14 protein-coding genes are annotated in these 13,587 nt (G+C 45.7%); 6 read left to right on the forward strand and 8 right to left on the reverse strand.

Annotated features, from left to right (window positions below; translation table 11 throughout):
• Position 1: 1 nt before the first annotated feature.
• Complete coding sequence (gene panD / locus P2W83_RS09095; RefSeq protein ID WP_276133405.1) at positions 2-346, reverse strand: aspartate 1-decarboxylase; 345 nt, start codon at positions 344-346, stop codon at positions 2-4.
• Positions 347-407: 61 nt separating this feature from the next.
• On the reverse strand, positions 408-2,513 hold the full coding sequence (locus tag P2W83_RS09100; protein WP_276133406.1) for a T9SS type B sorting domain-containing protein: 2,106 nt from the start codon (positions 2,511-2,513) through the stop codon (positions 408-410).
• Between the two features lie 279 nt (positions 2,514-2,792).
• On the opposite strand from P2W83_RS09100, the gene P2W83_RS09105 reads away from it, so the two are divergent.
• On the forward strand, positions 2,793-3,209 hold the full coding sequence (locus tag P2W83_RS09105; RefSeq protein WP_276133407.1) for a VOC family protein: 417 nt from the start codon (positions 2,793-2,795) through the stop codon (positions 3,207-3,209).
• 87 nt (positions 3,210-3,296) lie between these two features.
• On the opposite strand, the gene rplI is transcribed toward P2W83_RS09105, so the two are convergent.
• The 3 genes from rplI to rpsF are packed head-to-tail and all read right to left on the reverse strand — an operon-like array spanning position 3,297 to position 4,400.
• Positions 3,297-3,743: a 50S ribosomal protein L9 gene (rplI, locus tag P2W83_RS09110; protein WP_276133408.1), complete on the reverse strand. Its 447-nt coding sequence runs from the start codon at positions 3,741-3,743 to the stop codon at positions 3,297-3,299.
• A 7-nt stretch (positions 3,744-3,750) separates the two neighbouring features.
• Positions 3,751-4,017 carry a 30S ribosomal protein S18 gene (gene rpsR / locus P2W83_RS09115; protein WP_276133409.1) on the reverse strand — a complete coding sequence of 89 codons (267 nt, stop codon included), beginning with the start codon at positions 4,015-4,017 and terminating at the stop codon, positions 3,751-3,753.
• A 20-nt stretch (positions 4,018-4,037) separates the two neighbouring features.
• The gene (rpsF, locus tag P2W83_RS09120) at positions 4,038-4,400 is read right to left on the reverse strand and encodes a 30S ribosomal protein S6 (protein WP_276133410.1); all 363 of its coding nucleotides are present in this window, start codon (positions 4,398-4,400) and stop codon (positions 4,038-4,040) included.
• A 275-nt stretch (positions 4,401-4,675) separates the two neighbouring features.
• Here rpsF and P2W83_RS09125 point away from each other — a divergent pair, with 275 nt between their 5' ends.
• The 3 genes from P2W83_RS09125 to P2W83_RS09135 all read left to right on the forward strand — a co-directional run bounded on the left by P2W83_RS09125 (position 4,676) and on the right by P2W83_RS09135 (position 7,309).
• Positions 4,676-5,047, forward strand: a complete 372-nt coding sequence (locus P2W83_RS09125; protein WP_276133411.1) for a VOC family protein — start codon at positions 4,676-4,678, stop codon at positions 5,045-5,047.
• A gap of 65 nt (positions 5,048-5,112) precedes the next feature.
• Complete coding sequence (locus P2W83_RS09130) at positions 5,113-5,973, forward strand: AraC family transcriptional regulator (RefSeq protein ID WP_276133412.1); 861 nt, start codon at positions 5,113-5,115, stop codon at positions 5,971-5,973.
• A gap of 76 nt (positions 5,974-6,049) precedes the next feature.
• On the forward strand, positions 6,050-7,309 hold the full coding sequence (locus tag P2W83_RS09135; protein WP_276133413.1) for a T9SS type A sorting domain-containing protein: 1,260 nt from the start codon (positions 6,050-6,052) through the stop codon (positions 7,307-7,309).
• A 59-nt stretch (positions 7,310-7,368) separates the two neighbouring features.
• On the opposite strand, the gene P2W83_RS09140 is transcribed toward P2W83_RS09135, so the two are convergent.
• Positions 7,369-8,754, reverse strand: a complete 1,386-nt coding sequence (locus P2W83_RS09140; RefSeq protein WP_276133414.1) for a T9SS type A sorting domain-containing protein — start codon at positions 8,752-8,754, stop codon at positions 7,369-7,371.
• Positions 8,755-8,861: 107 nt separating this feature from the next.
• Positions 8,862-9,374: a hypothetical protein gene (locus tag P2W83_RS09145; protein WP_276133415.1), complete on the reverse strand. Its 513-nt coding sequence runs from the start codon at positions 9,372-9,374 to the stop codon at positions 8,862-8,864.
• Between the two features lie 121 nt (positions 9,375-9,495).
• Between P2W83_RS09145 and P2W83_RS09150 the strand changes: the two genes are divergently transcribed.
• The gene (locus P2W83_RS09150) at positions 9,496-11,739 is read left to right on the forward strand and encodes a Tex family protein (RefSeq protein ID WP_276133416.1); all 2,244 of its coding nucleotides are present in this window, start codon (positions 9,496-9,498) and stop codon (positions 11,737-11,739) included.
• Positions 11,740-11,771: 32 nt separating this feature from the next.
• On the opposite strand, the gene P2W83_RS09155 is transcribed toward P2W83_RS09150, so the two are convergent.
• Positions 11,772-12,935, reverse strand: coding sequence for an acetyltransferase domain-containing protein (locus P2W83_RS09155; RefSeq protein WP_276133417.1), 1,164 nt, complete (start codon positions 12,933-12,935; stop codon positions 11,772-11,774).
• A 168-nt stretch (positions 12,936-13,103) separates the two neighbouring features.
• Between P2W83_RS09155 and P2W83_RS09160 the strand changes: the two genes are divergently transcribed.
• A complete protein-coding gene (locus P2W83_RS09160; RefSeq protein ID WP_276133418.1) occupies positions 13,104-13,574 on the forward strand; it encodes a hypothetical protein in 471 nt (156 codons plus the stop codon).
• Positions 13,575-13,587: the final 13 nt, after the last annotated feature.

Here is a 13,587-nt window from a genome sequence, read left to right on the forward strand (position 1 = left end):
ATTACAGCGTATTATCTTCTTTAGGGAATATTACCGTTGGCTTGTATTGTTTAGCTTCTTCGAAATCCATGCTGGCATAAGAGATCACAATGACAGTGTCGCCAACAGATACTTTGCGCGCTGCAGGGCCGTTGAGGCAGATCATACCCGAACCACGAGTGCCGCGGATAACATAAGTTTCGAGACGTTCGCCGTTATCAATATTCAGTACCTGCACTTTCTCATTTTCGATGAGGTTGGCTGCGTCCATGAGGTTTTCGTCGATAGTGATACTGCCGATATAGTGCAGGTTCGCTTCGGTTACTTTTACCCTATGGATCTTTGATTTCAGTACTTCAATACGCATAGCGGCGCAAAGGTACGAAACCTGTATAAAACATAAACAAAGGCGATATAAAGTAGTTTTATTATCTGATAATGGTCACATTGCCGCTCTGGTGTACTTCCCTGCCGTCAAGCATGACGGCATTCAACAGGTAGCCAACTGCGTCCAGACCCTGCTGCTGACCATCGTAAGTGCCATCCCATCCCTGGTTGATATCATTGGTTTCAAAAATCTTTTGACCCCAGCGATTATACAGCACTAAATGAATTGTTTTTACCGCGCCGCCCCGCACATAAAGTATATCGTTTTTGCCATCGCCGTTAGGGCTGAAACCAGTTGGCACACCGACAGCAGGCTCCGCTATTGCATCAACTGCATGGCATACTTTGGCAGTACATACTTCATTATAAATAGTTAGGCAGACTTTGTATGAGCCGGATTTCAGGTACATATGCTCGGGATCCGCTTCCTCAGATGTACTACCATCGCCAAAATCCCACGTCTGTGCCAGGGCACCTTTTGATTCATTGGTGAAATGCACTGGCTCATTTTCGAGAGGTTTTGAATTGCTGAATGCGGGCCGGAGTAAAGGAGAGGCGATCGTTAGATCCACAACGATGGCAGTGTCCCCCCTGAATACGCCATAAACTCCTGTTTCAAACATTGACACTTCCTCCAAAATATAAGGGGTGTCACATGCTACTACTACAGTATCTTTTAGCGGAAGCCCCTCGCGCGCGCAATCCCATTTGTATTTTGCAAACAAAATATCTTCTTTCCCATTAGCAGCTATCTTCTTTTCGTTTTGGGAAATGTCAAAATCGGCGTCGTTGGAATATCCGCCGGTTAAGTAAAGGTCGCCAACTGGTGAAATGAGTACATCCCTGCCGACATCGTTGTCCGAAGAGCCGATGGTTAAATGGCATTTATAATTTCCGGCTGAGTCGTATTTTACAAGGTACAGATCCATTAAACCTTTTGAGTTGACCTCTACGGGAGAGGCATTAGGATTAAGATCTAAGGGGCCGCTGAAAAAGCCTGTGTTATAGATGTATTCTCCGGATACGCGTAGAGACCAGCTCATATCCATGCCTACACTACCCATGACCTTACCCCAAATATAATTGCCGTTAAGATCGTATTTGGCAATGAAAATATTTGGATTGCCGTTGCTATTCGCCAAGGTCTGGATTCCGGCGGTGGTTCGCGGGTCAAAATCAACTGTATCACCATACACATTGCCGCAAACGTATAGGTGGCCAGACTTGTCCAGCTTAATATCCAGGGCATCGTCCGTAGACTCGGACTGTATGTTGATAGCCCACAGATAGTTACCATCCTTGTCGTATTTGGCTACCAGTGCATCGTATTTCCCGCTTGCAGACAGGGTTGCAGCATTAGCTGGAGAAGGATCAAAGTCATTATTGACACCCTGAAAAACACCTGCTACATATAGATTTGATTGAGCATCTATCGCGATCGCCCGTATGAGATTATCGGTCATGGTAATGCCGGGCTTGCCAAAGGTATGCGCCCATTGATACTGACCGTTGGTAGTATATTTAGCCAGGAATGCCGTGCCATCATTCACTGAATTAAACGTTGCGGTTGCAGAAGGCGAAGGATCAAAATCGACCAGGTTTTTGAACTGGCCGCCTATGTACACATTTCCCTCAGCATCAAGCGCTACCGATTCCACTTCTTCGCCATAATCGCTTTGTATAGGTACCACCCAATAAAACGCACCAGCTGACGAATACTTAGCTACAAAACCATCGCCGCCATATTCATCTGTAGTGGTGCCCGTATATCCCAGGCAAGGGACCTCGGCCGTGTCTGATGATGGGTCAAAGTCCATTTTGTCTTTAAAGTATCCGGCTATATAAATATCGTTGTTGGGCGCTATGGTCATATCCAATACGCCGTCAGCCTGTTCGCTGCCTATCGAAAAAGCCCAGTTCAATTTGCCGGTCTGAGTATAAGATGCAAGAAAAATATCGCGGCTGTGATCATTGCTGATTAGTTCGTAGGCAGAAGGGCCTGGGTCCAGATCGATAGTATCATGAAAGTACCCCGCCAGGATTATATTGCCATTGGGAGCGAGACGTATCAGCCGGCCTTCATCGTTTTGAGAACCGCCTGTATGAAGAAGCGATACCGGGCTTTGCGCAAATACGATCGCGGGCATGAAAAAAAGAAGCAGCAACAAGAGTTTGCCTCTAAGGGTCGCATAGAACATAATGGTAGTGTATAGGTTGAGTACTAAAGTTATATAGAAAACAGCACATCTAAAAGAGATTAGCTTACCCTGAATGGGGCTAGCTTAGTATCCGAGACCCTGTTTGAGTTTATTTAAAAAGCAGGTAACATTGTAAAAGCCAGTTTCGTGGTACAGCGTTTGTGTGAAGTCTTGGAGGCTAGACAATGATCATTTAACCATCAAACTAAAACAACAAAAATCTGCAACATGGGACAACACTCGATCTACCTGATGTTCAACGGTAACTGTGAAGAAGCATTGAATTTTTACAAAGACAAGCTAAATGGCAACATTGAATTTGTGCAACGTTATGGCGAAGCACCTATTGACACGCCGGAAGAGCAAAAAGCAAAGATCATGCATGCTTCGTTGGACCTGCAGGGGTTCAAAATAATGGCATCAGACAGTGATGGTAAGCGCAATGTAAGTTTCGGTGACAATTTTTCTATCGCCTTGAACTTCAAATCGGACGGTGATATAGAACGTGCGTTTGATGCGCTGCAAACAGGAGGGCAGGTGACTATGGCACTGCAGGATACCTTCTGGGGGGCCAAGTTTGGCATGTGTACCGATAAGTTCGGTATCAACTGGATGTTCAACTATGATAAGAGCCCACAGAAATAAAGCCTGAACACAGATCGATCATGATATAAAAAAGGAAAAGGATCACGTTAGTGATCCTTTTCTATTCAGTAGTATCTGAGATCCAGATTATTCGCCTACCACTTCAAATTCCATTTCAACTACATTGTCTTTACCGAAGTCGATAGAAGCTTTGTGTGTACCAACTTCTTTTACTTCGTCAAGCAGTTGAATGCGACGACGGTCGATATCATATCCTTTTTGTTCGCGGATAGCGCGAGCCAGTTGGATAGAAGTAACCGAACCGAAGATCTTGCCGCTGGTACCGATCTTAGCGCCCAGTTTTACAGGAGATGCTTTCAGCACTTCTGTTACTTTAGCTATTTCAGCCATCAGCTTTTGCTCACGCTTTTCTTTTTGCTTACGGCGTTCTTCCAGGATCTTCATGTTAGAACCGCTAGCTTCGATAGCGTATTTCTGAGGTATCAGGTAATTGCGGGCATATCCCGGCCTTACTTCTACCAGTTCATGGGCACCGCCCAGGTTATCTACGTCTTTTATAAGAATTACTTGCATGACTATTTTACTTTAAAAGGTCAGTAACATAAGGTAACAGAGCCATTTGGCGTGCCTTCTTAACAGCCTGGGCTACTTTGCGCTGGAATTTCAGCGAGTTGCCGGTAATACGGCGAGGCAGCATCTTACCTTGTTCGTTCAGAAATTTTTTCAGGAATTCCGCGTCTTTATAGTCAACATACCTGATCCCCATTTTCTTGAAGCGGCAGTATTTTTTCTGGCGCTTCTCTACGCGTGTAGAGGTCAGAAACTTAATATCGTTTTGTTTAGCCATTGTTCAGATTTTTTAAAGGATTAAGCAGTAGTCGCTTCAGCGAGTTTGTTGCGTTTTTTAGCGTTGTATTCCACTGCATATTTGTCAAGACGGGTAACCATTTGACGCATAACGTTCTCGTCGCGGTTCATTTGGATCTCCAGCTTGGCGTTTACATCCGTTGTAGCCTGGTAAGAAAGTAACCAGTACAAACCTGTGGTCTTTTTTGCAATTGGGTAAGCCAGTGAACGAAGGCCCCATGCATCCTGGTGAACGATTTTGCCACCATTCTCTGTGATGAAGTCTGCAAACTTCTTCTGAGCTCCTTTGAAGTCATCTTCAGCCAGAACCGGCGTAAAGATCACCATCAGCTCGTAATTCTGAAGGTTGTTGTTTGTTGCCATAAAAAATTATGTTGTTAATAAATGATCCCATCAGCCCGGCAGCAACGCTGGACATCCCGCGGAACGGAATGGCCGGACATATTTTGGGACGGCAAAGGTAGTGGATTTATCTAAAACAGACAAATCATTGTGCGGAAAACTATAATATATGGCTGAGGGCTATATATTATTATAAGTAAGCAGCCTATTCTAGCCTCAAAATTACTGATTTTCAGCCGTTTAACTGGGTTGTCGGCCAATCTGTATTAAGGCTTATCTTCACCCAAAGCAAAAGAATGGAACAGTATAAACAAGGAGATATTGTCTGGACAGACCTTACGGTGCCCAATGCCAAACAGGTGAGAGATTTTTATAAAGCGGTGACCGGGTGGGAGGTCCAGCCGTTGAGCATGGGAGAATATGATGACTATGTAATGAAAACGGCAGAGGGCACGGCAGTGGCCGGGGTATGCCATACAAGAGGCAGCAACACGAATATGCCACCTCAATGGATGGTATACGTGGCCGTGGAAGACGTAGCGGGTGCTGCAAAACAATGCACCGAGATGGGAGGCAAGGTGCTGGATGGCCCACGGAAGATGGGCGACAAAGACTTTGCCTGTATTCAAGACCCGGCAGGCGCGGTGTTGGCTCTTATATCGATCTAAGAAATATTGCGGAACTATGGCCGTTGCCAGCCAACGGCTATAATTCGTTTTAAGTCTATAACCATATGCCCCTACAGAAAGAGATACCCATCCACGATTTTTCGCGGGATACGAAAGACAGCGTACCCTTCAGGTTTGTGCAGTTGGGGGCACTGACTGAATATGACTATTCCCGGCCGCACCGCCATAATTACTACGAGATCTTTTTCTTCAATAAAGGCGGCGGCGAGCACCTTATTGATTTCAAGAAATATCCCATCAGGGACAACGGTATTCACTTCATATCACCCGGGCAGGTGCATTGCCTGCGTCGCGAAGAGGGTTCGCATGGGTCTATTATCCTGTTCTCCCGCGATTTTTTTCATTTTGGGTCTGAGGGCTCAAACACGCTTTATAACTTCCCTTTCCTCAACAGTGGCGCATATCCTGTATTGGATGCAGCTACAGAAGAATTTGCCGAGTTTCTTCCTTTACTCTTGCAGATGCAGAATGAGAGCCTGAAAGGGGTAGATGTGTTTGCGGAGATATTGCGTTCTTATCTGAATATTGTGCTGCTAAAAAGTTTGCAGCTGTTCAACGGGCGTTATCCTGATCATCAAATGAAGCAAGGAACTGTCTTCAATAAATTTCGCGAGCTGGTGGAGAAGGAATACCGTGGCAACCGTCAACCGGCATACTATGCATCTCAGCTGAACATTACGGAGAAGAAGCTGAACGAAGTGTGTAAAGAGAACAGTGGCGAGAATGTAAGCGACTACATAAAAGATCGCGTGTTGCTGGAGGCCAAGCGATTGTTGCACAACACTGACCACAACATCAAAGAGATCGCCTATTTCCTTGGGTTTGAAGATCCCTCTTATTTCAACCGCTTCTTTCGTGTGAATACGGGTGTGACCGCTGGTGATTTTCGTAAAGAAGGAAATTAGTGCCATAAAACAGGCGTTTTGTCCATTGATAACTGCGTTATTATGATGGAGCTTTGGGTAAACAAACCCCAGGCGTATGAAAAAACTATACTTGTTCCTATCCGTCCTGATACTATCAGCGAGCCCTGCCAAAGCACAGTGGCAACTGATGGATTCAATTGATGCAGGCAATTTCGTCAACATCCATTTTTTTGATGCACACAAGGGGATCATCTCAGGAGAGATGGATGGCCGGTTTTTGTTAACGAACAACGGCGGACTTTCGTGGGACACTATCAAGGTTCCCTTCCTGGATATGTACACCGACTTTCTAACCGATATGCAGTTTGTAACCGATGATATTGGTTTTGTGTGTGGTGGCTCAGGCTTTTCAATGATACCTAATATCTTGATGACAACGAAGGACGGAGGTCATACGTGGGACTCGGTAACAGTTACGAATGCCCCCGTATATGAGTTTACTGGCGTAGACTTTAAACAGACCACAAATGATGTTGAAGGAGTGGTTGTTAGTTACAGCAATATATTCCACGTTACAGATACCGGTAGAACATTTCAAAGTATGGTGAAGCCGACGTTTAATTTCACCATCACCGATGCAGTGTTTACAGGCGGTAGCAGGGTGTTGTTGCTTGGATATGATTTTGCTTCAAAAACTCATCGTATCTATTCAACCGATGATTGGGGCATAAACTGGGACTTGAGGTACCAGGATACCCTGGCTGTGACTTCTATCGGTTTCGCAAGCGTATATGGATTGGCCGGCTGCGGCAAGGGCACTATTCTAAAGAGTTCCGATGGAGGCAATAACTGGGCAAAACAAAAGATCGCACCCGATACGATCACATTTAACAAGGTGAAGTTTGGCAATAATGGTTTTGCTTACTTGCTAGGGTATAAGACAATCGGAAATGGCGGAGGCTATATATACGGTTCGGAGAACTTCGGGCAAAGCTGGCATTCGGTGCAGGTGGATCCACAATTCTGGTTGTCCGACCTTGCAATGCCTACAATAGCGACGGGCTATGTTATTTCGAACAGGAAATTGTACAAAACAACAACAGGCGGTGGTCTTGGACTTAGTGTGGCGGATGTCGACGGGCTGGCAGATGGAATAAATGTTTATCCTAATCCCGCAAGTAAGGTAGTGCACATTGAGGTGCCGCTATCAATGCGTCTGGTGTCTCTTGCCGTGTACGATGCTACTGGCAAATTGGTAAAAAGCAATAGTGAGAACACACACGAACTGGATCTTTCTCATTTATCGCGCGGTACTTATTTATTGGAAATAAACACTGGGCAAGGGGTGTATAAGAGGAAGCTGCTTCTGCAGTGATCATAGGTAAGTAAAACCCCGCTGGAGAGCGGGGTTTGTTTTATTCAACACATCCTATGCTATTGCTTAACTACTGTCTTTGTTTCGAGTACTATACCTGTATTGTTGTGTACAGAGAGCAGGTAAGTACCGGCAGGTAATTGGTCTATTTGTACGGACATTGATGAGCCGTTTACGGGCTGATTCGTTTGATATACTTGCTGGCCCATCATATTTGTCAGCGATATTTTTGCATCATGTAACGGTTGTGCCCATTCCAGGTTGATGATATTCGTTGCTGGGTTGGGATATAAGGACAGTGTACTTGTCTTTTCTTTTGTATCTCCGATATGCAGGTCGTTGTACTGCTCATAAAATACGTTGACGTTGCCCACTTCAAAAGGAGTTCCGCCAAAGTCTATGCTGATAACACCATTGGAAGGATGGCCCATGGCTGTGTACGCCCACTCAATTACAGCGTTGTCCTCCCATGTGCTTGTCTGCGCGTCCCATTGTTTCATGTCCTGGATCATTACGCGATCGCCGGCGGCATTTAGCGTACGCAGCTCGCGGGTTGTATACTCCCAGCTGCTGGTGGTTGTGTTCCAGAACCAGTTTTCTGTAAAATGATATACGTGGTGGTTGTTGTAGGCAAACGTGTCGAACGAGTTGTCTACCCAGGAAGACGTTGTTTGATCGTATTGCTGGCCATAATTTGTGGTCAGGTTGTTGAGTGCGTCATAGGTGTGCTTTTCAAGGTATTGCGGTATCCAGCTACCCGATTGGCGTTGGAAAAGCGCAATTTCAACCTGGTTGCCGTTACCATCCAGTGAATATTCGGTCCTGTTCATAAAATCGGCCGATGAGTAGACGTAAATGCTATCAGCAATAAGCTGGTTTTGGCCGTTATACCCATAATGTTTGCGCGTAAGCGTATCCCAGGCGTTAGTAGAATTATTCCAGCCAAGTACATATTCGATCGACAAGTTGCCATTAGCATCGTAAAATGCTCTCCTGTCCCTGAAATTTTCTGGTTGGGGCGTAAAGTCAGGCCTCAGTTCGGTGCGTGTAAGACGTTTGTTGGCATTGTCGTAAGTGCTTTTGAGTATGTGGTCTAATTGAAAACCCGATCCGAAATCAACAAAGTAGGTTGCAGAATCAAACTGGATGGTTTCATCGTCCAGGAACATGCTGTTAGGATTGAACTGAAAGCCTCTTGCATTGGAATATTTGAAGTTAGAGGAATCCTGTATGTTCATAGAGCTTCCGTCAAATACGTATACTGAATAGCCTGAGATCCGTTCATGTGCAGCAGTGGTCTTGTGCGCTGTGGTCAGTTGTTTGGTCAATGCGTGGCGCACATAAGGGCTGTAATGTTTGCCCGGTGCATTATACTTATAAGCTTGCTGTGCCTGGACGCCAAGAGCCAGTGTCATTAAGGGTACAAATAGTACTGGTAGTTTCATGTAGAATTGATTTTAGTTATTAAACGAGAATAGACGGGTATACCCCTATGCCTCGTTAAGTAAATCGACGCAGCAGGAAATAAGTTACAATTGGATGATAAATTCTTTTAGAGGTTCTTGAGCAGCTGTTTGGAACGTGCTATGAATGCCTTGGATGGTTCGTGCGAAAGTTCGTCCTCTATAATAGTGCGTAGCTCCTGTTTGATATCGGGGTAGGTTTTGGCGAGGTTGGCCAGCACAGTCATGGCGAAAACACGCACTGCTATGGTTTCTTTCAGGTCGCCCAGCAGGTCAAAGCAAGCATTCATTATATCGCCGTGCAACTCTTCGGGGATCTCGATGAACTGCAGGATGCGAACTACATTTCGTTTTACAGCCACATGCACACCCGGCTCGCTCATTTTTTTTACCATGGCCGGAAGGTAGGGTAGGGCAAGCTCATGGTGTTTTTCGGCCACTACGCTAAGCACCCAGGCTGCACGCTGAACCACACGGTATTCATCATTCAGGAATAAATGCATGAATTCTTTGAACCGGTCCGGGTTGTTGCCGATCCATTTGGCAATTTTTTCGGACTGAACACGTGAATGTTCTTTTAATATTTCGGCGCGGAGGTCCATAAAACGCTCAAATTTAAGCTCAAATATGAACCTGTAACATGTGAATATTTTTAAGGCAAATTTTGTTTCAGTATCTGCCCGAGGCCTTTTACATTCGCAGTCCGCAAGAAAACGAGAAGTCATGACAGAATATGCAGCAGGCGTAGCCTCCAAACTGAATATAAGGGAACAACAAGTAGCCACGGTACTGGAATTATTGAACGAAGGTGCAACGATACCATTCATTGCCCGTTACCGTAAGGATAAGACTGGTGCGCTGGATGAGGTGCAGATACAATCTATCCAGGACGAAGCCAAATTCCAGAAAGAATACAGTGAGCGTAAAGCTTTTATAGAAAAGACGATAACAGAGCAAGGCAAGATGACCGAAGCGCTACAAGCCAAACTGGACGCAGCCATTACCATCGCCGAGCTGGAAGATATATACCTGCCTTACAAACCTAAACGCAAAACCAAAGCACAAACAGCGCGTGAGAACGGACTAGAGCCGTTGGCTACCATGATACTGGAGCAGGGCAATATTGTGCCGCTCACGGAAGCTGCCGGGTTCATTACCGAGAATGTGAAGTCGGCAGAAGATGCGCTGCAAGGTGCGCGCGATATCATAGCCGAACTGGTGAACGAAGACGCACAAGTACGTGCTAAGTCGCGTAAGCTGTTCGAAGATACGGCTACCGTACAAAGCAAAGTGCTGAGCGATAAAGAAACCGAAGGTGTTAAGTACAAAGACTACTACGACTTCTCTGAGCCGGTGTCGAAAATACCATCGCACCGTATGCTGGCCATTATGCGTGGCTTTATGGAAGGAGTTCTGCGTATGACCATAGCTCCCAGTGAAGAAGAGGCGCTGGCCATGATCGAACGCCTGTATGTGAAATCGGGTAACGAAGCTGGCGAGCAAGTGAAGAAAGCAGTGAAAGATGCATACCGTCGTTTATTGCAGCCAAGCCTGGAAAGCGAATTCCGCATGGCGCTGAAGACAAAAGCTGATGAAGAAGCGATCAATGTATTTGCTGAGAACCTGAGGCAGCTCTTGTTAAGCTCGCCACTGGGCAGTAAGCGCATACTGGCTTTGGATCCCGGTTACCGCACCGGCTGCAAAACAGTATGCCTGGATGATAAAGGAACATTGAAGAAAACAGATCTGATTTATATACACGAGCCAGGCAAGTTGATGAGTGCAGAACAAACCATCCGCAACCTGGTGAAGCAATATGATATACAAACGATAGCGATTGGCGACGGCACAGCAGGACGCGAAACAGAACAGTTCATCAAGAAACTTGATCTGGGACTACCGATATTTTTAGTGAACGAGGATGGCGCGTCTATATACTCTGCATCAGAGATCGCAAGGCAAGAGTTCCCCGACCAGGATGTGACTGTGCGTGGTGCAGTAAGCATTGGCCGCAGGCTGATGGATCCGCTAGCGGAACTGGTGAAGATCGATCCTAAAAGCATTGGTGTTGGCCAGTACCAGCACGACGTAAACCAGGTGCGCCTGAAAGAACGTCTCGATCAAACCGTGGTAAGCTGTGTGAACGCTGTGGGTGTAAACCTGAATACAGCCAGCAAGCACCTGCTGAGCTATGTGAGTGGTATCGGTCCTTCTATTGCCGAAAATATTGTGAACTATCGCACAGAGATAGGCGGTTTCGAATCGCGCAAGCAATTGCTGAAAGTACCCCGCTTAGGTAATAAAGCATTTGAGCAATGCGCTGGATTCTTGCGCATCAAAGAAGGAGAAAACGTGTTGGATGCAAGTGCTGTGCACCCTGAAGCTTATGACGTAGTAGCGAAGATGGCGAAAGATCTTGGCGTAGAAGTAAAAGCGCTGATTGGTAACGACAGTATGGTTAACTCGATCAATGTAAAGAACTATACGACTGAAACCGTAGGTGAGCATACCGTACGTGATATCCTGAACGAGTTGAAGAAACCAGGTCTTGACCCACGTAGTGAAGCACAACAATTTGAATTCGCGAACATCTACAGCCTTGAAGATGTACATGTCGGTATGATCGTTCCGGGTGTAGTGACCAACCTCACGCGATTTGGTGCCTTTATTGATATTGGTGTTAAACAAGATGGTCTTGTACACGTGTCGGAGATATCGCACACCTACATCACCGATCCTAACGAAGCGCTGAAGCTAAACCAAAAGGTGACAGTGAAAGTGCTGGAAGTTGACTTAGGTCGTAAACGTATCGCACTTTCTATCAAACAAACGCAGGATGCACCTGCACGTAAAGAACGCGGCGGTGGCCAGCCTCGACGCGATTTCAACAAACCGAAAGAAAAAGACCTTTCGGAAATGGGTATAAATGATGCTCTGAGTTTGCTGAAGAAGAAGTTTGGAAAATAAAAAATGGCCGGTGTTTAACCGGCCATTTTCATTTATACATAGCTTAGCCACCATTTCCTGTGAGTGGCTTTTACATTCATAAACCAGCGGCAAGGCAGGTATAATATTGCAACGGTCAATAACCAATAGGCATATACCCAGGGCAGCGAAAAGCCCCAGCCCGGTTTAGGGTCGAAGAGGTGTTCATTACTCATAAAATCGGCGATAGGTACATTCATTAATAAGGCAACTACGATGGCCATGGCATGTATCAGGTAGATATGCAGGATGTAGTAGAACATCGGCACTCTACCATATACGGTAAAGAATCGGCCCGCACTGTTGCGCATTTTCTCCAGAACAGGAAGGGCCATGATAGCCGGCCCTATAGTCATTAACAGGTATAGCAACGATGGTGGATACTTGGTGCAGTTGATGAATGACAGAAACGTATGCCACGCAGTGGGTTGACTCGCCCATGGAGTGGGGTCCCCGTAAATATTGATATAACGAATAAGGATAAAGGCTACGATAGCACTTAGGCCAATACCATATAACCACTTGTTACGTGCGTTCTCTTCCTTGCGGAATATGGTTCCAAAACAATAACCTGTAGCCATTACGCCGATCCATGGAATAAGAGGGTAAATTACCATCACGTTTAAGCCGCCAATTCGCGTAAGGTCAGACTCATGGAGTAGGTTCCACCATATCGCATCATCACCAAAACGACTGGCGTGTATAGGATCAAGCAAATTATGACCTGTGATCATTGCTAAACCTATTGTGAGTATGGCAGGCATAGGCAACCAGATAAGTCCTGCGAGAAATATCATGCTCCATCCAATGGCCCAGATAACTTGCACGAACACCTGCGTGTAATCGACATTGAATTGCCAGCCAAACCGTACGACTGTCATTTCCAAAATAATGAGCCAGATGCCGCGGGTTATTAAGAATCTCGACGTAACTCCTTTTGTGGGGCATTTACGTAACGAAAGGTAAGCGCTGGTTCCCGCGAGGAAGACAAAAACCGGTGCGCAGAAATGCGTGATCCACCTGGTAAAGAACATGGCAGTGCCGGCATATTGCAGATCGGTTGGGTTATGGTGGAAGTCAGAAAAGAAGTCGCGGGTATGATCAAGTGCCATTATGACCATGACGATACCCCTCAGGATATCGATGGAGATAATGCGTTTGTGGTGTGTGGCCGACATAGATGACAGATTCAGGATAAAAGTAATTCAATCTGTTTTCGTGCGCAAAATTACCCGGACTGTGGCAGAAACATGATCAACATCACCAGTTGCGGGAACACCGGCATGTTCGCCATCATCGTTTATGGCAGCGCAACAAAGTAGATTTGTGGTTAGAATTTGAGCAGTATGGCTTCGCAATCCCCCGAACGGTTTGAGCTGATAAAGCTGGCCGAAAAACTAAATAAAGACTATTACCCGCTGACTGAACTGTTGTGTAAGAATGCAAAAGTGCAGGCTGAGTGGTTGAAGGAGAATAATGCTGGCACTGTACCCTTTCTTCAATTCTGTAATGATCTCAGTGAAAAGATCGCACACCACGTGTCTATGAGCAGATCTGTTATAGAGGTATGCAGAGAACAGCAGCGGGACGGGGTCTTCTTTAGCAGCAATGCTTTCATGCAGTCAAGAGAATCAATCGCCAGGGTATTTGCTGATATAAGACGCGAAGGAAAGGAAAAGACACCTGTAGAATGGGAAGAAATGCACGACAACCTTGAAATGAAGCTAAACGTCTTGAATAACCTGCTGGTAGAATTGTTCCGCATCGAGGACAAAGACCTGATACCCCTGTTGGAAAAGAATCTTTCACTCAACTAGACAAAACAAAAAA

It is taken from the genome of Polluticoccus soli, assembly GCF_029269745.1.
Classification (GTDB): domain Bacteria; phylum Bacteroidota; class Bacteroidia; order Chitinophagales; family Chitinophagaceae; genus Polluticoccus; species Polluticoccus soli.